Annotated in this window: 22 protein-coding genes; 12 read left to right on the top strand and 10 right to left on the bottom strand. The window is 67.0% G+C overall.

The annotated features are described in order from the left end of the window. The first annotated feature begins 17 nt into the window (after positions 1-17). Positions 18-239 (top strand): hypothetical protein, encoded by a 222-nt coding sequence (locus ACSC1Y_RS12505; protein ID WP_435335208.1) that lies wholly within the window; start codon positions 18-20, stop codon positions 237-239. Positions 240-313: 74 nt separating this feature from the next. Here the strand turns inward: ACSC1Y_RS12505 and ACSC1Y_RS12510 are convergent, their stop codons facing one another. Continuing rightward, a complete protein-coding gene (locus ACSC1Y_RS12510; protein WP_435335209.1) occupies positions 314-1,291 on the bottom strand; it encodes an NAD-dependent epimerase/dehydratase family protein in 978 nt (325 codons plus the stop codon). 120 nt (positions 1,292-1,411) lie between these two features. Here ACSC1Y_RS12510 and ACSC1Y_RS12515 point away from each other — a divergent pair, with 120 nt between their 5' ends. Beyond that, positions 1,412-1,801, top strand: coding sequence for a nascent polypeptide-associated complex protein (locus ACSC1Y_RS12515; RefSeq protein ID WP_435335210.1), 390 nt, complete (start codon positions 1,412-1,414; stop codon positions 1,799-1,801). After that, a complete protein-coding gene (locus ACSC1Y_RS12520) occupies positions 1,798-2,526 on the top strand; it encodes a tRNA (adenine-N1)-methyltransferase (RefSeq protein ID WP_435335212.1) in 729 nt (242 codons plus the stop codon). The genes ACSC1Y_RS12515 and ACSC1Y_RS12520 overlap by 4 nt, the downstream gene beginning before the upstream one ends. Before the next feature lie 217 nt (positions 2,527-2,743). On the opposite strand, the gene ACSC1Y_RS12525 is transcribed toward ACSC1Y_RS12520, so the two are convergent. Then, positions 2,744-3,400 carry a helix-turn-helix domain-containing protein gene (locus ACSC1Y_RS12525; protein ID WP_435335214.1) on the bottom strand — a complete coding sequence of 219 codons (657 nt, stop codon included), beginning with the start codon at positions 3,398-3,400 and terminating at the stop codon, positions 2,744-2,746. A gap of 164 nt (positions 3,401-3,564) precedes the next feature. Here ACSC1Y_RS12525 and ACSC1Y_RS12530 point away from each other — a divergent pair, with 164 nt between their 5' ends. Continuing rightward, positions 3,565-3,792, top strand: coding sequence for a hypothetical protein (locus ACSC1Y_RS12530; protein WP_435335216.1), 228 nt, complete (start codon positions 3,565-3,567; stop codon positions 3,790-3,792). After that, positions 3,789-4,151 carry a hypothetical protein gene (locus ACSC1Y_RS12535; RefSeq protein WP_435335217.1) on the top strand — a complete coding sequence of 121 codons (363 nt, stop codon included), beginning with the start codon at positions 3,789-3,791 and terminating at the stop codon, positions 4,149-4,151. Before ACSC1Y_RS12530 ends, ACSC1Y_RS12535 begins: the two co-directional genes overlap by 4 nt. Positions 4,152-4,270: 119 nt before the next feature. On the opposite strand, the gene ACSC1Y_RS12540 is transcribed toward ACSC1Y_RS12535, so the two are convergent. Then, positions 4,271-4,903, bottom strand: coding sequence for a rubrerythrin family protein (locus ACSC1Y_RS12540; RefSeq protein WP_435335218.1), 633 nt, complete (start codon positions 4,901-4,903; stop codon positions 4,271-4,273). Between the two features lie 81 nt (positions 4,904-4,984). Between ACSC1Y_RS12540 and ACSC1Y_RS12545 the strand changes: the two genes are divergently transcribed. Next, entirely contained in the window at positions 4,985-6,142 is a 1,158-nt protein-coding gene (locus ACSC1Y_RS12545) for an MBL fold metallo-hydrolase (protein ID WP_435335219.1), read from the top strand. Then, the gene (locus ACSC1Y_RS12550; RefSeq protein ID WP_435335220.1) at positions 6,139-6,966 is read left to right on the top strand and encodes an AAC(3) family N-acetyltransferase; all 828 of its coding nucleotides are present in this window, start codon (positions 6,139-6,141) and stop codon (positions 6,964-6,966) included. Before ACSC1Y_RS12545 ends, ACSC1Y_RS12550 begins: the two co-directional genes overlap by 4 nt. A 10-nt stretch (positions 6,967-6,976) precedes the next feature. Here the strand turns inward: ACSC1Y_RS12550 and ACSC1Y_RS12555 are convergent, their stop codons facing one another. Next, positions 6,977-7,309 carry a 2Fe-2S iron-sulfur cluster-binding protein gene (locus tag ACSC1Y_RS12555; RefSeq protein WP_435335221.1) on the bottom strand — a complete coding sequence of 111 codons (333 nt, stop codon included), beginning with the start codon at positions 7,307-7,309 and terminating at the stop codon, positions 6,977-6,979. Between the two features lie 110 nt (positions 7,310-7,419). Here ACSC1Y_RS12555 and ACSC1Y_RS12560 point away from each other — a divergent pair, with 110 nt between their 5' ends. After that, positions 7,420-8,790 carry a geranylgeranyl reductase family protein gene (locus tag ACSC1Y_RS12560; protein ID WP_435335222.1) on the top strand — a complete coding sequence of 457 codons (1,371 nt, stop codon included), beginning with the start codon at positions 7,420-7,422 and terminating at the stop codon, positions 8,788-8,790. Between the two features lie 36 nt (positions 8,791-8,826). On the opposite strand, the gene ACSC1Y_RS12565 is transcribed toward ACSC1Y_RS12560, so the two are convergent. The 3 genes from ACSC1Y_RS12565 to ACSC1Y_RS12575 all read right to left on the bottom strand — a co-directional run bounded on the left by ACSC1Y_RS12565 (position 8,827) and on the right by ACSC1Y_RS12575 (position 11,274). Then, positions 8,827-9,432, bottom strand: coding sequence for a plastocyanin/azurin family copper-binding protein (locus tag ACSC1Y_RS12565; RefSeq protein WP_435335224.1), 606 nt, complete (start codon positions 9,430-9,432; stop codon positions 8,827-8,829). 42 nt (positions 9,433-9,474) lie between these two features. Continuing rightward, positions 9,475-9,900: a hypothetical protein gene (locus ACSC1Y_RS12570; protein WP_435335225.1), complete on the bottom strand. Its 426-nt coding sequence runs from the start codon at positions 9,898-9,900 to the stop codon at positions 9,475-9,477. Between the two features lie 96 nt (positions 9,901-9,996). Then, positions 9,997-11,274: an amidohydrolase gene (locus ACSC1Y_RS12575; protein WP_435335226.1), complete on the bottom strand. Its 1,278-nt coding sequence runs from the start codon at positions 11,272-11,274 to the stop codon at positions 9,997-9,999. 112 nt (positions 11,275-11,386) lie between these two features. Here ACSC1Y_RS12575 and ACSC1Y_RS12580 point away from each other — a divergent pair, with 112 nt between their 5' ends. Next, the gene (locus tag ACSC1Y_RS12580) at positions 11,387-12,418 is read left to right on the top strand and encodes a YihY/virulence factor BrkB family protein (RefSeq protein ID WP_435335227.1); all 1,032 of its coding nucleotides are present in this window, start codon (positions 11,387-11,389) and stop codon (positions 12,416-12,418) included. 84 nt (positions 12,419-12,502) lie between these two features. Beyond that, positions 12,503-13,579: a YihY/virulence factor BrkB family protein gene (locus tag ACSC1Y_RS12585; RefSeq protein WP_435335228.1), complete on the top strand. Its 1,077-nt coding sequence runs from the start codon at positions 12,503-12,505 to the stop codon at positions 13,577-13,579. A gap of 23 nt (positions 13,580-13,602) precedes the next feature. Here ACSC1Y_RS12585 and ACSC1Y_RS12590 read toward each other — a convergent pair whose 3' ends face one another. After that, positions 13,603-13,932, bottom strand: a complete 330-nt coding sequence (locus ACSC1Y_RS12590; protein WP_435335229.1) for a 30S ribosomal protein S10 — start codon at positions 13,930-13,932, stop codon at positions 13,603-13,605. 140 nt (positions 13,933-14,072) lie between these two features. On the opposite strand from ACSC1Y_RS12590, the gene ACSC1Y_RS12595 reads away from it, so the two are divergent. Together ACSC1Y_RS12595 and ACSC1Y_RS12600 are read left to right on the top strand one after the other, a co-directional pair. Then, a complete protein-coding gene (locus tag ACSC1Y_RS12595) occupies positions 14,073-14,510 on the top strand; it encodes a bis(5'-nucleosyl)-tetraphosphatase (RefSeq protein WP_435335230.1) in 438 nt (145 codons plus the stop codon). A gap of 417 nt (positions 14,511-14,927) precedes the next feature. Next, complete coding sequence (locus ACSC1Y_RS12600) at positions 14,928-15,995, top strand: DUF5787 family protein (RefSeq protein WP_435335231.1); 1,068 nt, start codon at positions 14,928-14,930, stop codon at positions 15,993-15,995. Between the two features lie 45 nt (positions 15,996-16,040). On the opposite strand, the gene ACSC1Y_RS12605 is transcribed toward ACSC1Y_RS12600, so the two are convergent. Further along, positions 16,041-16,853, bottom strand: coding sequence for an Nmad3 family putative nucleotide modification protein (locus tag ACSC1Y_RS12605; RefSeq protein ID WP_435335232.1), 813 nt, complete (start codon positions 16,851-16,853; stop codon positions 16,041-16,043). Positions 16,854-16,877: 24 nt separating this feature from the next. Continuing rightward, positions 16,878-17,381 carry a DUF5797 family protein gene (locus ACSC1Y_RS12610; RefSeq protein WP_435335234.1) on the bottom strand — a complete coding sequence of 168 codons (504 nt, stop codon included), beginning with the start codon at positions 17,379-17,381 and terminating at the stop codon, positions 16,878-16,880. Positions 17,382-17,479: the final 98 nt, after the last annotated feature.

The raw sequence follows: 17,479 nt of genomic DNA on the forward strand, positions 1-17,479 counted from the left end.
CGCGCCTCCGTGCTAGCATGGGAACCCGTCGAGCGACGCCCAGCGCCACGCCGTCAGAACAGACCGCAGACGAGAGCGGAGAGCACGACGATACGGGCAGGCGCGACGACACCTGTGGGAACGGCGACGCCGGCGGCAACGACGATACCGGGCCGTGGCGGTGCCCGGCCTGCGGAAAGCGGTTCGAGTCGGGGTCGGCCTGCCGCGCGCATCTCCGGCACGAGGGTCTCGTCGACTGACGCGCCGTCGCGGCGGTCATCCGACGCAGGCCGCCGCGTCTGCGCTGGAATGCTGATATCCGGTTCTTCGAGGTTCACTCCGCCGGCGGTGGCGTGGCGACCGTCGTCGTTTCGCCGCCGTCACGGTACCAGTCGACGGTCCGTTCGATACCGTCCTCCAGTGGCGTCGCCACCACGCCGAACGTCGTCGCGTACTTGCGGTCGTCGACGAGGTAGGGCTGGTCGTAAGCGTACCAGCACTCGCGCAGGCGACGGTAACGTCGGGAGAACGGCGCGAGTAACAGCGCTCGCCACCGGGAGAGCTGCCGAATCTTCGGCTCCGTATCGGCGGCCGCCGCTGCCAGTTCGACGAACTCACGCGGCGTGACAGCGGGGGCGGTCGGTGCGTGCCACACCTGCCCGTGGGCCGCGGGAATGTCCGCGACGGTGACGAGCGCCCGAGCTGCGTCTTCGGCGTACGTAACGGCGTGAGTCACGTCGGGGTCGCCGAGGACGAGTGCGGACTTGCCGGCGAGGAGGCGGCCGAACACGTGGTCACCGAATGGCGAGTCGCGGACCGACGGACCGAACAGGTCGCTCGTCCTGACGACGACGGCGCTCACCCGGCCGGCGGCGTGCGCGGCGAGCAGTCCTTCCGCGGCGTCGGCCTGTGCCGTCCCCCAGCGTCCGACCGCGAGTGGTTGCATATCCTCGCGGAACGGCGTCGCCGAGGGTCCGTAGGCAGCCAGGGTGTCCGCGAGGACGACGGGGACGCCGTTCGCGGCTGCTCCCTCGACGATGCTCTCCAGAAGCGCGACGTGGTCGGTGGGCTTCACCGGTGGTGTCGTCCGCGGACAGACGAACACCGCACTCGCGTCGGCGAGTACGCGTGTCGTGACCGCCGGGTCGGTCAGGTCGGCGTCGACCACCGGGACCTCTGGTGGATAGGTGGTCCGCTCTTCGTTCCTCTCTCGTCTCTCCTCGTCCTCTACGACACGGACGAGGCGCCCCTGTGCGCGGAGTTCGCGCACGACGGCTCCCCCCAGTGGACCGTTTCCGATGACCACGTCCATGGGGGAGATACGCGCCCGAGCAGGATGAACCACCCCGGTGAGACCCAGGTGATAGCCCCGGGTAACCGACAGATGGCGTGGTTCGTCATCCTTTTGCCGATACGCCGTGACGTTCCGGGTATGTTCGGAGGAGGCGGCGGGATGAACCCGCGCAAGATGAAGCAGATGATGAAGCAGATGGGTATCGACGTCGAGGAGGTCGACGCGGAGGAGGTAATCATCCGCACCGAGGAGTTCGACCTCGTCTTCGAGGACGCCCAGGTGACCAAGATGGACGCTCGCGGACAGGAGACCTACCAGATCGTCGGAACGCCCGAGGAGCGCGAACGCGGCGAAGGCGGGAGTGCCGGCGCGGTCGAGTCCGGTGACACCGAGGACGCCGGCCCGGAGATTCCGGACTCCGACGTCCAGATCGTGGTCGACCAGACCGGTGCGAGCCCCGAGGACGCCCGACAGGCGCTCGAGGATAACGACGGCGACCTCGCAGCCGCTGTCAGCCAGCTGCAGTGAGCGTCCTGCTCGTCCACGAGGACCGAGAGTACCTCGTCCCACCGGGTGACGAGCTCCAGACCGACCTCGGTGTCCTGCAGGTCCCCGAGGACGTCGAGCCCGGGCAGACGCTCGAGACGCATCTCGGGACGGAGTTCCACGTCCGCCCGCTCCGCGGTCCGGACCTCTTCTCGCACTTCGAGCGGACCGGCGCGCCGATGATGCCTCGCGACATCGGCATCATCCTCGGTGAGACCGGCGTCGCCGAGGGCGACCGCGTCCTCGACGCCGGCACCGGTACCGGCGTCCTGTCGGCCTACATGGCCCGCGCCGGAGCCGCTGTGATGACGTTCGAGCGCGACCCCGACTTCGCGGACGTGGCCCGAGAGAACATGCGCCTCGCCGGTATCGACGACCGGGTCGACGTCCGAACCGGCGACGTGACCGAGTTCCTCGACGAGCTCACCGAGAAGCAGTTCGACGTCTGCACGCTCGACACCGGCGACGCAGCCACCGTCGTCGAACACGCACCAGACCTGCTCGTCCGCGGGGGATTCCTCTCGGTCTACTCCCCGTTCGTCGAGCAGACCCGCGAGGCCGTCGAGGCCGCACGCGAGGCGGGACTCTCGAACGTCACGACCTACGAGACCATCCAGCGAAAGATGGACTTCGACGAACGCGGTTCGCGGCCGAGCACCCGGGGCGTCGGCCACACCGGCTACCTCACGTTCGCTCGGAACGACTGAGAACGGGATGTTCGACCGGTTCGGGATGTTCGACCGGTTCGGGATGTTCGACCGGTTCGGGACGCTCGATTGGCCCTCGGGCGTCATAACCCATCGTCCGGTGGTCCAGTGGACGCTCGTCGGTAGCCATCTCCGGGGCGTGGGCAGCTGGCGAACCCGGCCGGGATATCGGGAGCACGAATAGTCGCCACTCTCACGATTCACATCCCTGGTATATCTACTCGTGAGTCTGTTGGACGTCGTTCGACAACACGTTCCCGAGAATCGTCTGCAATCCCCGCCGAATCCGCTGTGAAGCAGCGTTATCGCTGATACCGTACTCGTCCGCGAGCTCGCCGAGCGTGACCTTGCGTGGAACGTGCCAGTACCCTCGTTCGAACGCCGCGGTGACGAACTCGAGCTGTTGTTCCGTCAGATCCGATTCGGGGGTCGACGGCGTCGGATTGTACAGGCCGAGCAGGTCGAAGCCGACGTCCTCACTCCGGCAGGCCTCCCTGAACGATTGCATGTCTTCTCTGGTACGGAAGTGGAGTCTGAACTTCCAGGCTTCGACCGTTCCGGTGGCTCTCAGGATGTCGGCGCCGGACTCGACGAGTGACCGGACGATGGAGTCGATGTCGTTGCTCCACAGGACCTGGAACAGGTGGCGTCCTTCCGTCTCCGACAGCACGCTGGCATCGAGGACGAGCGGATCCCCCGAGAGGAACTCGACGACAGCATCCGGGTCGGCCCCGTCGACCCAGAACAACGGTAGAATCCCCGATTCCATCGGGACGAGCCGTTCCACTTCGACCGCGATGTCGGGGTATCGGTCGAACAGCTGACCCAGGGCGAACTGGTCGGCGGGAACGGAGATGTCGATGATGACTGTCATTCGTGCTGGACGACGGCCGGCTTCGAACCGGGTCGATGCGTTACATTACGTATTTGTCAATTATCTCGTTTTCGCCTGTCCGTTGCTCGTGTTCTATCTGGTCATCGATTGCTCAGATAGCTAGATGAGTCCCTATGTCCTTCGCTACCCTATCTTCGCATGCAATGGCAGAAGCAGAGTTCACGAAGAAGCCGACAGAGCAGCTCGACGAGACCACGACGTGGCCGGAGCTCGCCATCTCGCTGTACGACCGGCTCACCGGTCGCGGGGCCGCCATCACGTACCAGTTCGACGAGATGAAGGTGATGGTACCGAGCAAAGCTGGAAAGGGCGCGAAACACGCCGAGTGGGTGATCGACGGCACGCTCACCATCACCACCTCGGAGAAGTGACGCTCGCCGAACATACCGAGGGAGCCCAGCTCTCGGTCGATGCTGACCTCCGGCTCAGCGTCGGGTCGGAGACGGTCTCGATGTACGGCTACGGCCGGACGGTCGTCGTCGAGGTACCGAGCATCCGGGCGGCCCGGGCGTTCCGCCGGGCGAGCCGACAGCCACCCGTGGAACGACTGTTCGACGCACTCAAGGCGAGTGGGGGGTCGCTCGACTTGCGCGTGAATGGAGTCAGCGTCGCCGGGTTCGACCACCGGAGCAAGTCGGGACCGCTCTCGCGGGTTCTGGGATTCCGGCCCGCGACGGTCTACCCTGAAGGGATACTCATGGCAGTTCTCCGCCGGATTCCGCCGCGATAACGAGGTCGAACGACCCGTTCTCGCGTCCGGGGTACTCGTTCTCGAGGAGACCGTTCGTTCTCGCGGTCGAAGTTACTCGCTCCAGCCGCAGGGACCGCTCGTTCTCGCCGCCAGGTCCGTCAGCAGATCGGCTTCGGGTCCACACCAAGCACAGACAGCGAATCGACGTAGTCGTCGTAGGCGAGCCGTATGACGTACTCGGCGACCATCCGAGCGCGCTCCCAGTCCTCGTCGCTCTCGCAGAGGGAATCGAGGAGCGAGAGACCGGCGTCCATCGATTCTTCGGTCTCGGCGCGAAGGTCGCGGAACAGGTCGGCGCCGGCCTCGTCGCCCTCGTTGACGTAGAACGAGATCATCTGCAGGTGAGTCTTGCTACTGACGAGCCCTCTGCCCACGAGGCCGGCGGCGGCCCGCTCGACCGCGTCCTCGCGGTCGCGGAGGTAGCTGTGCATCGGGCCGACGCTATCGGGTTCGACGCGGATTCCCAGTCGCTCGACCACGCGGTCGTAGTGCTCGGCCTCCTGCGCGGCAACGGCATCGAAGACGTCGCTGGCATCGGGGTCGGACTCGGACGCCGCCCAGGACCCGAACGTCTCCCGGGCGAGGTACTCGCTCATGGCGGCGGCACGGAGGATAGAGGGCTCGTCCAGTTCTGCATCGGTGAGGGCGACGAGGAGCTTGGCGGAGCCGAGTCGGTCGAGCTCCGTCGACTTCGCCGATTCGACGGCGGCGCGGAAGGCGGTCGCGTCCATGCCGGAGAGACGGCGGCTCGTCGCTTGAAACTTGGCGTGGCCGGTGGGTGATTTATACCCGTCTCACCCGTACTGCTCGCTATGAATTCCCAGCAGGCGGCAGACGGGGAACCGTCCTCGGTCTCGCCAGCCGAGCTCCACGAGTGGCTCGTGAGGGGGACGCCGTTCACGGCCCTCGATGTCCGCGACCGGGACGAGTTCGAGGCGTGGCACGTCGACGGCCCCGCCGTGACCGCCCGGCAGGTGCCACACATGAAGTTCCTGCAGGCGCAGGTGAAGGGGACCGCGGCGGCCCTCGTCGATGGCCTCCCAGAGCCGGTCGTCGTCGTCTGTGCAGAAGGCGAGGCGAGTGCGCACGCCGCCGACCTGCTCGTCGACGCGGGGGTGGATGCCCGTAACCTCGACGGTGGGATGGACGCCTGGGCATCCCTGCTTGTCGCCCGCGACCTCGGCGAGGATGGTGCGGTCGTCCAGTACGACCGGCCGTCGAGCGGTTGCCTGAGCTATCTCGTCGTCGACGGCGACGAGGCGGCGGTGGTCGACCCACTCCGGGCGTTCGCCGACCGGTACGTCGCGGAGGCCCGGGAACGAGGCGCGGACCTCAGATACGCCATCGACACGCACGTCCACGCGGACCACGTCTCGGGCGTCCGGGCGGTCGCGCTCGCGAGCGACGCAGAGCCGGTCGTCCCGGAACTCGCCCGCGAGCGAGGACTCGCGTTCGACGCGCGCCCCGTCTCCGACGGCGAACGGCTCCCGCTCGGCGACTCGGAGCTGACCGCCGTCCACCTGCCGGGGCACACCACCGAGATGACCGGGCTCCGGTACGACGGCGTACTGTTCGGGGGGGATTCGCTGTTCCTCGACGGGGTCGCCCGGCCCGACCTCGAACACGGTGACGATGGTGCCCCTGACGCGGCCCGCCGACTGCACCAGACGCTCCACGAGAGGCTCCTCCAGTTGCCCCCCGAAACGCGCCTCGCACCCGCGCACTACGCCCCCGGGACGGAGCGAGCGGCCGACGAAACCGTCACCGCGACGCTCGGTGACCTCAAGACCCGGCTCGAGGCACTCGCCCGCGACGAGGAGGAGTTCGTCGACCACCTGCTCGCCGACGCGACGCCGCGACCGAACGAGTTCGAACGCATCATCGCGGTCAACCTCGGCCGAGACTCGCTCGACGAGGAGGCCGCCGCTGCCATCGAACTGGGGCCGAACAACTGCGCGGTCTCACGATGACGGACGACGACGCAGTCGAGGCGAGCGACGAGCCGATGACGGTCGAGCGAATCGTCGGGGACCTCCGGGCGCTGGGAGTCGAGCTGGGCGATACGGTACTCGTCCACTCCTCGCTACGGTCGCTGGGCTGGGTGTGCGGCGGCCCCGTCGCCGTCGTCGATGCGCTCATCTCGGCGGTCGGCGAGACGGGGACGCTCGTGATGCCGACGCACTCGAGCGACTACTCCGACCCCTGCCACTGGGAGAACCCGCCGGTGCCGGACGACTGGGAGGAGATCATCCGCGAACGGATGCCGCCGTACCGACCTACCGTGACGCCGACCCGGGGGATGGGGGCGATTCCGGAGACGTTCCGGTCGTATCCCGACGTCCTGCGGAGCCGACACCCGACGGTCTCGTTCGCGGCGTGGGGCGCGGACGCGGAGACCGTCACGGCGGACCACTCGTACGACGAGCCGCTCGGCGAGGCGTCGCCGCTCGCCCGAATCTACGATATCGGCGGACGCGTCCTGCTGCTCGGGGTCGGATACGACCGGAACACCTCCCTCCATCTCGCGGAGTACCGTGACGACCACCCCAAGCAACTCCAGGCGAACGGTGCCCCCGTTCTCGAAGACGGTGAACGGACGTGGCTCCAGTACGCGGACGTTGAACTGCACGACGACGACTTCCCGGCGGTGGGTTCGGCGTTCGAGAAGTCGTGTCCGGAGGCCGTGACCACCGGCCTCGTCGGCGACGCGAGCACCCGACTGCTCCGACAGCGCGAACTCGTCGACTTCGCCGCGGACTGGTTCTCGGAGGAGAGACCGGAGAGTCTGAACTGAGTCGGCGTCGTCAGTCGTCGCCCGCCGCGGGCGAGTTCGTCATCGCCTCTGCGTCGTTCTCGATGCTCGGTGGGTAGATGCCACGTTCGAGTTTCAGGTCGGATTGCGGCCGTGCCATGCAGGTCAGAGCGTACTCCTCTTTCTCCTCGTCGGTGAAGCCACGGGCCGCGGGCTGGGTGACCTCACCCTCGTGGATCTTCGCCGAGCAGGCCAGACACATCCCGACGCGGCAGGAGTACTCCTGTGCGATGCCCTCCTCGATGCACCGTTTCAGGATGGTCTGCGTGTCGGAGACCGTGATGACGTCGTCGGTCCCCACGAATTCGACGGTGTAGTCGGTCATGCAGGCGACTTCACCAGTCCGGACCAAAACTCTTTATCCACATTGTGAGTCCCGCTGGCCGACAGAACGAGGTGGCAAACGTTTTTTCACTGCGGTGAACACCCACAGCCATGACTACGCACACGTGTGACGTGGCGGTCGTCGGGGCGGGGACCGCCGGGTGCTACGCTGCTGCGACCATCGCTCGCGAGGGCTACGACGTCGTGGTCGTCGAGCGAAAGGACGCAGAGGAAGCGGGACACATCGCCTGCGGCGACGCGCTGAAGGGTGCGGACGCGTTCCCCGAGGCGATTCCCAAGTCCCAGATACAGCCGGCGTTCACCAACACCGGCGTCGACCACGGCCGGTTCGAGATTCCCCAGGAGGACACGGTCCTGGAGATTCCCGTGCCGGGCGAACTCGCGGTCATCGACCGTTGGCAGTACGGCCGACTCATCATCGAGGGGGCGGGCGACGCCGGCGTCGACTTCCACTACGATACCGTCGTCCAGGACGTGACGCAGGACGCGGACGGGACCGTCACTGGCCTGCGCGCGATGCGAAAGGGACAGCCCGTCGAGTACGAGTCGGACATCGTCATCGACGCGGCCGGCTCGCTCTCGCTTCTGCAGGACAAGGTCGAGTTCGACGGCTCGACCTTCGACACGAACGTCAACTACTCGCAGTTCTGTTCGGCCTACCGCGAGATCGTCCACGTCAAGGAGCCGGTCGAGTGGGACGACGCGCTCGTCTTCAAGCCGACCGAGCGCGCCGCGGGCTACCTCTGGTACTTCCCGCGCACGGAGACGGAGATAAACGCCGGACTGGGCTTCCAGATGACCGAGGAGCCGATGAAGCTCGTCGAGGACCTCAAACGGGACCTGCGGAACCGCCCCGAGTTCGAAGGGGCCCGCGTCGAGGACAAACTCGGCGCGGCACTGCCGACCCGCCGACCCTACGACTCCGCCGTCGCCCCCGGTTACATGGCCGTCGGCGACGCCGCGGGCCACGTCAACCCGACGACCGGCGGCGGCATCGCGGGCGCGGCCTACGCGGGCAAGTACGCGGGCGAGCAGGCCGTCACCGCCATCGAGGAGGGCGACGTCGGCGAGGCGAACCTCTGGCGGTACAACGAGCGCGTCATGGACCACTTCGGCGGCCGATTCGCCGCACTCGACGTGTACAACATCCTCTCGACCGCGGTCGACGTCGACGACCTGATGGGCCTGATGGCCGCCCTCCCGGGCGAGAAACTCGCCGAGGCGCTGTACGAGGGCTCGACGAAGATGAGCACGATGTTCAAGCTCCAGCTCGCGGTCAAGAGCTTCGGCTACTGGTCCGAGATATACCAGTTCTACAGGACGAAACAGTGCGCGGACGAGCTCCTCGCCCACTACGAGGAGTACCCCGACTCGCCGACCGACTTCGGCATGTGGCAGTCCCGCCGGGACTCGTTGATGGAGTCGGTCTACGAGACGACCGGTGCCGAGGCGAAGTACTGACGGCCGAACGCGGCGCGCGGGGCTGTTGCTGTCCGGCTAAACCGCGCCCCGTCTCCCCTCGTCCTCTTCGCGATAGTTGCCCCCGAACCGGAGGAATACGTAGATGAGGCCGAGCACGGCGAGCATCGTCGAGACGAGCGCGATGCCGAGGGTCTTCGCGCTATCCGGAAGTATCGACTCGACCGGGCCCGCTGCGGCCGCACCTCCCTCCCGGACCTCGACCGACCCGACCATTCCGGCTCCCTCGTGCGGGATGCAGAAGTACTCGTACGTCCCGAGCTCCTCGAACGTGTGCTGGTAGCGTTCGCCGCTGGCGACCTCCCCTTTCGGGTAGTTGTTCCGTGCGGCAGCTTCGAACCTGAAGCCTCCGCTGGCGAAGTACACCGCCGTCTCCGGGATGCGTTTCTCGTAGGCGGTGACGCTGTGGCCGACGTTCCCGACGTTGACCCACCTGACGGTGTCTCTCGGTGCCACGACGAGCTCCTTCGGCTCGAACACGAGCGTATCGGTCATCTCCACGGTGTGGGTGGTCCCCTCTTGCGCGACGACGGGGCGGACGACCCCCGTTCCGGCGAGGCCGGCGCCTCCGAGCGCGATGCCGCGACAGAAGCCGCGTCGCGTCGGCTCCGTCCAGTAGTGCATACCCGAACAGAGGCGCCCGAGAAGATTCAGGCTCTCGCGCCGTCAGCGCGAGCCAGTGCCGAGGCTCGTCGCGTGTTCGTCGCGGATGTCTGCACGGTTCGCACCGCCGCCGAACGCCTTCTTCTCCGTCAGGAGCAACGCGGCCGCGACGAGGTTTGCCACGAGCGGAACGACCGCAGTCGCACCGCTGTCGATTGCCAGGAGGCCGTTCAGAGCCGCGGCCAGGAGGAACGTGAGGATGCCGACCGGTCTGGCCCAGGTGTGGAGCTGGAACAGTGCGCCCGCGAGGAACAGGCGGAACAGTCCGAACGCGACGGAGACCGTGACGAACGCGAGTCCGGCCGCCGACTGCGTGCTGACGACGAGCGCACCGAGCAGCCCACTCACGACGAGCCCCCACAGCCCCCCGACCGCGGCGATACAGGCGGCAACCGTCACTCCACCCGAGTGATGTGTACTTCGTCCCATGCGAGAATAGTCCGAACCGAGTACATTATAATTTTCCAACTAGTCCGGTTAATTCCCCTTTATGACTGGCTCGAAAGGAGGATTCCGCCCCTGGCCTCAGGGGCGCTCCGCTGCGACCCGCCGAATCGCTTCGGAGAGAACGTCGACGCCGATGGGGAGGCTCCGTTCGTCGACGTCGAAGGTGCTGGTGTGATGACCGCCGGGGTGGTCGGTGCCCACGCCGACGTAGCTGGCCAGTCCGCCGCGCTTCTGGACGGCCTGCATCAGGAACGTCGCGTCCTCGCTGCCGCCGAGAGCGTCGCGCTCGAGGAGCGAGTCGACGTCCACGTGCTCGTCGGCGATGGCACCGACGAGGTCGACGAGGTCCTGGTCGCTCGTGGCGCTCGGGGCTTCGCCGCCGACCTCGATGCTGGCCTCACAGCCGTGCATCTCGGCCGCGGAGTGGATGACCTGGGCTGCCCGTTCGTCCATGTAGTCCTTGAGCTGGGTCGTCTCGCCACGGACCTCACACTCCATGTGGGCGTGTTCGGGGACGATGTTCGAGGCGGTGCCCGCTTCGAGTTTTCCGGCGTTCACCCTTGTCGCCCCGTCGGAGTGACGCGAGATGCCGTAGAGGTTCTGGACGGCGGTCGCGAGCGCCTGCGCCGCGTTGCGGCCTTCCTCGGGCTTCGCACCCGCGTGGGCCGGGGCGCCGGTGATGTCGACGTCGAGGTGCTTGACCGCGAGGAAGTCGTCGATGCCGGCGACTATCTCGCCGGTCGGGTGGTCGAGACCGAGGTGGACGGCGAAGAGGTAGTCCACGTCGTTGAGGTGGCCAGATTCGGCTATCGCCTTGCCGCCGCCGACGACCTCCTCGGCTGGCTGGAAGAACACCTTGAGCGTCCCGGAGAAGTCGCTCTCCTTCACGGCGGCGAGCGTCCCGAGCCCCAGGGTCGCGTGTCCGTCGTGGCCACAGGCGTGCATGTAGCCCTCGTTCTCCGAAGCGAAGTCCTCCGCGGCGGGGTGATGGACGTCCGCGTCGTCGGATTCGAGGATGGGTAGCCCGTCGATGTCGACCCGGAGACCGACCGTCGGACCGGGGCCGCAGTCGACGACGGCGATAGCGCCGGTGTAACCACCTTCCAGCTGTTCGAGCACGTCCTCGCGGGCGCCAGCCTCGCGGGCCCGCTCGAACCACGTCTCCAGCTCGTCGTCGTCCGGCACCGCCATCCGGGCATCCGCCGCGAGGGCTTCCGGTCCTACGTACAGCTCGTCTACACCGAGTCGTTCCAGTTCATCGACGACGCGACACGTCGTCCAGAACTCTCGCCAGGCGGGCTCCGGACGGCGGTGGAACTCGCGTCGCAACTCGGTCAGCCAGTCGTGATCGACCATGCGCGGAACCACGTGCCGGATGCACTTAACCGACCCCAGAGCGGATGGACGGCGAGTCCTGCCGGTTACGGACACGGGCAGTGCTTATCGTGGCAGCAGTGCTAGAGATAGGGTGAACTCCAGCCGCCTTCGCTCGGTCGTCCGTGGCGTCCGCCACGAGATACGCGCCGAGAACCTCACGTTCATGGCGGGCAGCATCGCCTACCACGCGTTCATCTCGCTGCTCCCGTTCATGCTGGTCCTGCTGGCCGTCGTGACCGCCATCGGTGGGAAAGAGCTCGCCCTTGATGTGGTCGGGAGCATTGGCTCCTACCTCGCGCCCGATTCTGATAGACTGTTCACAGACATCGTCGAACGGGCGACGGCCAGTGCGAGCGTCTCGCTCGTCGGTATCGTCGCATTGGTCTGGGGTACCCTGAAGATATTCAGGAGCCTCGACACGGCGTTCTCCGACATCTACGAATCCGAAGCGGAGAACACGCTCACCGACCAGCTCTCCGACGGACTGGTCGTCTTCGTCGCCGTCGGACTCGCCGCCGCTATCGCAGCAGGGATGGGGACGCTCGTCTCGGTCGACGGGTCGTTGACCGGACAGATACTCGGGTTCGTCCTGCTCGTCGCCGGACTGACGCTCGTCTTCCTGCCGATGTATTACATCTTCCCGGACGAGGACGTGACGGTCCGTGAGGTGGTTCCGGGCGCTCTCTTCGCGGCGACCGGCTGGGCGACGCTCGAGTCGCTGTTCCAGTTCTACGTCGCACTCGCGGGCAAGTCCGACGCCTACGGTGTCGTCGGGACCATCCTCCTACTGGTCACGTGGCTCTACTTCTCCGGGCTCGTGATGCTCGTTGGAGCAGCACTGAACGCCGTACTCGCCGGTCGGTCGAGCGACGTGGAGGAGCTGGAATGGAACGTTCCGTTCGCCTCCGACGCCGAACTCGACGCTCTCGACGCCGACCTCGGGCGGCTGGACGAGGCCTTGAAATCTGGCGAGCCGGTGACCGTGACGGTCGGCGATACCGAGGTGACCCTGCCCTCTCCCGCCGTCGCGGAAGCGCAAAGCGACTACGTCAGCCGGCCCAGACTACTCGGCGGGTCGGAGCGAGGCGGGCACATCATCCTGCGCTGGCAACGGAAGAGTTGATGCGGCGCTCGTCGCGCCAGACCGACCGTCTGCGTGAGGTGGATAGGCCGGCGTTTTTCATCCACGGGATGCCGAGATAGCGCCATGTTCGGGTCCGGTGGACGTCTCGCCAGCGTCTGCCGAGGCGTCTATCGCGAGATTCGCGCCGAACGCGTCTCGTTCAAGGCCGGGAGCATCGCCTACCACGCCTTCATCTCGCTCGTGCCGTTCCTGCTCGTCGTCGTCAGCGTGTTCCACCACATCGGCCAGCCGACGTTCGGTCACACGGTCGTCACGACGGTCGCGTCGTACATCTCGCCGACGCAGGCGCACCTCCTCTCGCTCGCGGTGACGAACGCCACCGACGATACCGGAATCACGCTCCTCGGTTCGGTCACCCTCCTCTGGGGACTGTTCCAGGTGTTCAGCGTCCTCGATACCGTGTTCTCCGACGTCTACCACGATGAGGCCCAGAGCGGACTCGTCGGTCACGTCGTCGACGGGCTCACCGTCCTGTTGGCCGTTGGGCTCGCGGTCGTCGTGGCGGCAGCAGCGGGGGCCGTCATCCCGGCCGGGTCGGCCACCCGGTACGACCCTCTGGTCGACTACCTCGCGGTCGCCGGTGGCGTCTCGCTCGCGCTCTTCCCGATGTACTACGTCTTCCCCGACACCGACCTGACCGTCCGGGAGGTGTTGCCCGGCACGGTCTTCGCCGCCGTCGGCTGGGTCGTAGCCGAGGCCGTGTTCACCTACTACACCACCGTCGCAGCCTCGCGAGCCTACGGTATCGTCGGGAGCGTCCTCCTGTTACTCATCTGGCTGTACGTCTCGGGGCTGTTCCTGCTCGTCGGGGCGATACTCAACGCGGTGCTCGCGGGCCGTGCGGAGACGGCGAAGACGATCGTCTGGCAGGACTCCACGGTCCCGACGACGAACTGGGACCGTCTCGTCGACGAGCTGGAGACGCTCGACGGCGCCATCCAGGCGGAGACGCGACTGGTGGTCGAGACCGAGTCCGAGACCGTGACACTCCCGCCGCCAGGCGACGCGCGCATCCGGACTCGACACGTCTCGCGCCCCGGCCCACTCGGCGGTGAGAAACACGATGCCGTGGTTCAGCTTCGCTGGAAACGCCACGGTGACGGCGAGGCGCCGGCAAAAGAGGGAGAGAAGAGCCGGTAGCGGCGCAGACGACGCTGCTTCGATTACGAGCCCATCGAGCGGATCTGTTCGACCTCGACCTCGACGTGGATGGAGTCGGGGAACTCACGGTGCGCGATGGCGCTCGCCAGCTCGTCGTGCCCGACGATCTCTATCTCGCGGCTGTAGACCGGATAGCTCCAGTCGTCGAAGCTCTCCTCGTCGCCGGTGCCCGGGCGCTTGTAGCACGGGACACGCAGGCGTTCCGGGGGCGAGGAGTGCGGGCCCTTCATCTCGGCGCCTTTCCGCGAAACCGTGGCCTTGATGTCGTCTACCACCGAGTCGAGGACGGCTCGGTCCCCGCTCTGGAGTGTGAGGCGTGTTGTGAAACTCATGGTCGTTACTACGTTGTGTGGCTCTTGAGCGTCAAAAAGCCATTGAGATGCGTCTGAAGACTGGCGGTAGACGCGCCGGCCCATGGGGCCTGACGGACGCTCCGATATTCTCTTAACTGGGGATGCTTTACCAAGGGGTAATGGCAGTCGAAGCTACGAGCGCAGGTGCCATCCTCTTTCGGGACACGCGGGGCCGGCGCGAGTACTTACTGCTGAAAAGCCGCCCGGGCGACTGGGAGTTTCCGAAGGGCGGTGTCGAAGGGGACGAAGAACTCCAACAGACGGCGATCCGAGAAGTGAAAGAGGAAGCAGGCATCCACGACTTCCGTCTCATCGACGGATTCAGAGAGGACTACAACTACGTCTTCGAGGCGAACGGGAAGACCATCCACAAGACGGTCCACCTGTTCATCGCGAAGTCGTACGAGGCGTCTGCTGAACTATCGAAAGAACATCGCGACATGCAGTGGCGCGACTACGAACAGGCGATAAACACCGTCACGCAGGACGGCCCGCGCGAGATACTCGAAGACGCGCACCAGTTCCTAGACGAACTGGAGAAGAACGGCGGCATCTGAGCCGCCACCGGCCCCGCGGCCGTCTGTCAGTTTCGTTCCCCCTTTCTACACGTCACGGAGCGACGGTGCTACGATTTCTACACGATCACTCTGGCGCGCGCTGGCGGCAGTCCCGAGCAGTATCGAGGTTCGGAGCGAGCGTGAGCGAGTGAGAACCTCGAAGGCGAGGGGCTGTCGGTGAAAGCGCGCGAGGGATGAGCCGAACGAGCGGAGCGAGCGAGGCGAATCGGCTGGGGAGGAGAGCGAGGCGACGCAGTCGCCTCGTGAGCAGTGGTGGAGGAGCTGTAGCGGTCTCGCTTCAATCGCGATTCGGGAACTGCTACTTCGAAGTCTGGCCACAGACGATGGCCCGAACAGAGTGACCGGGAGATACCGACCACCGAAACTCCTTCAACGAACCCCCACCCACACACAGCCATGCTACCCGGCGAGGACACCGAGTTCGGCTTCGAGTTGCGTGTCTGCCGCTGGGCGGAGCGCGAGTGGCCGCCGGAGGGGTCTTCGAGCGACGGCGACACCACCATCCTCGTCGCGCGTCAGCTCGGCACCCGTCGCCGCCGCTGGGACACCATCGTCCTCGAGTGCGACCCCGACGGCCTGCGCCAGCGGGCGAACTTCGGCCTCGACGCGCTCGACTCCGACCTCCTCCACGTCGTCCGGAACGCGCCCGAGGACTGGACCTACTACCGGGACGCGCTTCCACATCCGGGCTATCCGTGGCGGTACGTCCGCGAGGCCATCCACCAGGCTGCGGACCGGGACGTCGTCGAGCAACGGAAGAACGGCAACCGCATCGAGATTCGCCGGAAGTGGGCCTACCCGGAGTGGGTCCGCCGGATTGTCGCCATTGAGAACAAACCGGACCTCGACGCGAGCGCCGCCCGCGAGCTCGTCCCGCAGGTCGAGTACGACGTAGCACTCTCGCTCGCCGACGAGGCCTGGGTCGCGACGCGCGAGACGGGCGCGCGAATCGAGCCGGTCCTGCTGGAGGGGATGCCCGTCCAGGCGGGTATCCTCACCGTCTCAGGCCCGGACGAGCGGGGGAACACGGCCGCGTCGGTCGCGTGGCACGCGGGTCGGCTCGCGGTCGACGACCCCGGGACGCGTATCCTCGACCGACCAGACGGCGGCGAGTTCGACGCCTCGGCGGCGAGCTTCGAGTACGCGGACCCCGAGTGGAAGGCGAGCAAGCGGCTCCAGATCGCGGAGCGTGCCTACGAGCGCGGCTGGCGGTCGTTCGCCGACACGATGCGGCCAGACTGTCGGCACTTCGAGCTGCGCGAAGACGGGCCGCTCCTTCCCTGGTGCGCGGCGAAGGGACGGTGCCAGACGGCGGGCGAGTGCTCGTACCGATGCTCGGCGTTCGAGCCGGAGCCCCCGGCGTGGCGGACGAAGGGCTGGCCCATCGAGGGGGGACCGGGGACACGGCTGAAGAAGCTGCTCGCGGCGAGGCGGGAGCGGCGACGGCCGGGGCTGGAGGAGTAGAAGTGACGGCCCGGTATTCGGCTCCTCGCCCGGTTGGTCGCGCCGTCAGTCCTCGACTAGCTCGCCGAACTCGTCGGCGGTCAGGTCGCAGACCACGGCCGGCTTTCGCGTCAGGCCCGCCTTGTCGGCCCGCGCGCCGCTGTCGGGGTCGTGCGCGGGCCGGACGACCCGGAATCGGCGCGCGAACTCGTCGTCGAGGTAGTAGCCCCGCCGGTCGCCGCCGAAAGCGGAGAAGACGCTCAGCCGAGGCCCTGCGCGGTCGAACAGGGCACCGTCGTCGCCGTCGACCATGACGATTCTGCGGCCGTTCCGGTACGGAACGCCGTCGACGGCCCGCTTCGCGTGGGCGTTCTCCGGATGCCTGGCGAGCTTCTCTCGTTTCGTCTCGGAATCGTCGTCGGGGTCGATAATCGTCTTCGTCGCCACGCGGAACCACCCGATGAGGTACCGGTGCAGTCGCCCGTCCTCGTCCTCCAGCCCGGTGTAGAAGCCGACGGCGTCCGTTCCGGGCGTCAGTTCGGCGAGCCGGGCGGTGTACGCGGGGCGGTGCTCGCCGTAGGTCGGCGCGTCGAAGTTCGGGTCGTGGTGGGGTGGGTAGCTCGCGATGGCGTCGGGGTCCGTCATCCGCCCGCCGTCGCCGTCCGGGTCGGGTGTCAGGCTGGCGATGGCGTCGGCCATCGACCCGTCGGTGTGGCGGAGCCGGAGGTCACCGTAGCTCTTCGATTCGGTCGTCTCCCGGGTCTTCTCCGGGATGGGGACATACTCGAAGCGGCCAGCGGCGTCGATTCGCGGGACCCGGGAGTCGTGGAAGGAGACGTTCGTGGTGTCCGCGCCGACTCCGCAGAGGACGACGGTCATCGGCCTGTATCGGTCATCTGCTCGCTACGAGGCGATGCTGACCTCGACCGAGTCCCGCTCGACGGCGAGCCGGAACGTCGGGACGGTCGTGTAGACGACCTCGACGACGCCCTTGCGCCGGAGGGACTGGAGCCCCGAGCGTACCTCGTCGGCGTCGGTCTCATCGCCGAACTCGTCGCGAACGGCGTGGAGGACGCTCACGACGCTCCTGCCGTCCTCTTCGGGCGCAGGGAGTACCGAGATGATGTGCGCCTGGAGCTCGGGAACGCTCACGGCACTGGGCGTCCCGTCGCCGTCCTCGTCGGCCTGGACACCGGGTTCGACGTCGACCAGTTCGGCGGCCTCGGCCGTGGCTCGGATGAGGCTGTTGTCGTCGCGGAAGTAGTACTCCTTGAGTTCGCTTTCGAGGTACTGGTGGACCTCGCTCCCGCTCTCCAGCCCCCACCGCTCCTGGAGTTCGCTGTTCTTCGTCGGCTGCAGTTCGACGATGTCTGCCAGCCGCTCGCGGGCCTCGTCCGAGAGAGTCATGAGCGGCGGATACGCACGACCGCTATTTGGTAGTTCTGTCTGACCGCGACGAGCGACGTGACCGATTTCGGGCACGACGCGCCACGCCAGTCAAGGTG

This window comes from Haloarchaeobius lipolyticus (assembly GCF_051208015.1).
Lineage (GTDB): Archaea > Halobacteriota > Halobacteria > Halobacteriales > Natrialbaceae > Haloarchaeobius.

What these genes read in the sequence shown, in the direction of transcription:
- ACSC1Y_RS12575 (WP_435335226.1), bottom strand. Translation starts at nt 11,274, where the DNA reads ATGGTCGATCACGACTGGCTGACCGAGTTGCGACGCGAGTTCCACCGC.
- ACSC1Y_RS12505 (WP_435335208.1), top strand. Translation starts at nt 18, where the DNA reads ATGGGAACCCGTCGAGCGACGCCCAGCGCCACGCCGTCAGAACAGACC.
- ACSC1Y_RS12605 (WP_435335232.1), bottom strand. Translation starts at nt 16,853, where the DNA reads ATGACCGTCGTCCTCTGCGGAGTCGGCGCGGACACCACGAACGTCTCC.
- ACSC1Y_RS12545 (WP_435335219.1), top strand. Translation starts at nt 4,985, where the DNA reads ATGAATTCCCAGCAGGCGGCAGACGGGGAACCGTCCTCGGTCTCGCCA.
- ACSC1Y_RS12530 (WP_435335216.1), top strand. Translation starts at nt 3,565, where the DNA reads ATGGCAGAAGCAGAGTTCACGAAGAAGCCGACAGAGCAGCTCGACGAG.
- ACSC1Y_RS12510 (WP_435335209.1), bottom strand. Translation starts at nt 1,291, where the DNA reads ATGGACGTGGTCATCGGAAACGGTCCACTGGGGGGAGCCGTCGTGCGC.
- ACSC1Y_RS12600 (WP_435335231.1), top strand. Translation starts at nt 14,928, where the DNA reads ATGCTACCCGGCGAGGACACCGAGTTCGGCTTCGAGTTGCGTGTCTGC.
- ACSC1Y_RS12560 (WP_435335222.1), top strand. Translation starts at nt 7,420, where the DNA reads ATGACTACGCACACGTGTGACGTGGCGGTCGTCGGGGCGGGGACCGCC.
- ACSC1Y_RS12525 (WP_435335214.1), bottom strand. Translation starts at nt 3,400, where the DNA reads ATGACAGTCATCATCGACATCTCCGTTCCCGCCGACCAGTTCGCCCTG.
- ACSC1Y_RS12515 (WP_435335210.1), top strand. Translation starts at nt 1,412, where the DNA reads ATGTTCGGAGGAGGCGGCGGGATGAACCCGCGCAAGATGAAGCAGATG.
- ACSC1Y_RS12590 (WP_435335229.1), bottom strand. Translation starts at nt 13,932, where the DNA reads ATGAGTTTCACAACACGCCTCACACTCCAGAGCGGGGACCGAGCCGTC.
- ACSC1Y_RS12595 (WP_435335230.1), top strand. Translation starts at nt 14,073, where the DNA reads ATGGCAGTCGAAGCTACGAGCGCAGGTGCCATCCTCTTTCGGGACACG.
- ACSC1Y_RS12565 (WP_435335224.1), bottom strand. Translation starts at nt 9,432, where the DNA reads ATGCACTACTGGACGGAGCCGACGCGACGCGGCTTCTGTCGCGGCATC.
- ACSC1Y_RS12550 (WP_435335220.1), top strand. Translation starts at nt 6,139, where the DNA reads ATGACGGACGACGACGCAGTCGAGGCGAGCGACGAGCCGATGACGGTC.
- ACSC1Y_RS12555 (WP_435335221.1), bottom strand. Translation starts at nt 7,309, where the DNA reads ATGACCGACTACACCGTCGAATTCGTGGGGACCGACGACGTCATCACG.
- ACSC1Y_RS12585 (WP_435335228.1), top strand. Translation starts at nt 12,503, where the DNA reads ATGTTCGGGTCCGGTGGACGTCTCGCCAGCGTCTGCCGAGGCGTCTAT.
- ACSC1Y_RS12610 (WP_435335234.1), bottom strand. Translation starts at nt 17,381, where the DNA reads ATGACTCTCTCGGACGAGGCCCGCGAGCGGCTGGCAGACATCGTCGAA.
- ACSC1Y_RS12540 (WP_435335218.1), bottom strand. Translation starts at nt 4,903, where the DNA reads ATGGACGCGACCGCCTTCCGCGCCGCCGTCGAATCGGCGAAGTCGACG.
- ACSC1Y_RS12570 (WP_435335225.1), bottom strand. Translation starts at nt 9,900, where the DNA reads ATGGGACGAAGTACACATCACTCGGGTGGAGTGACGGTTGCCGCCTGT.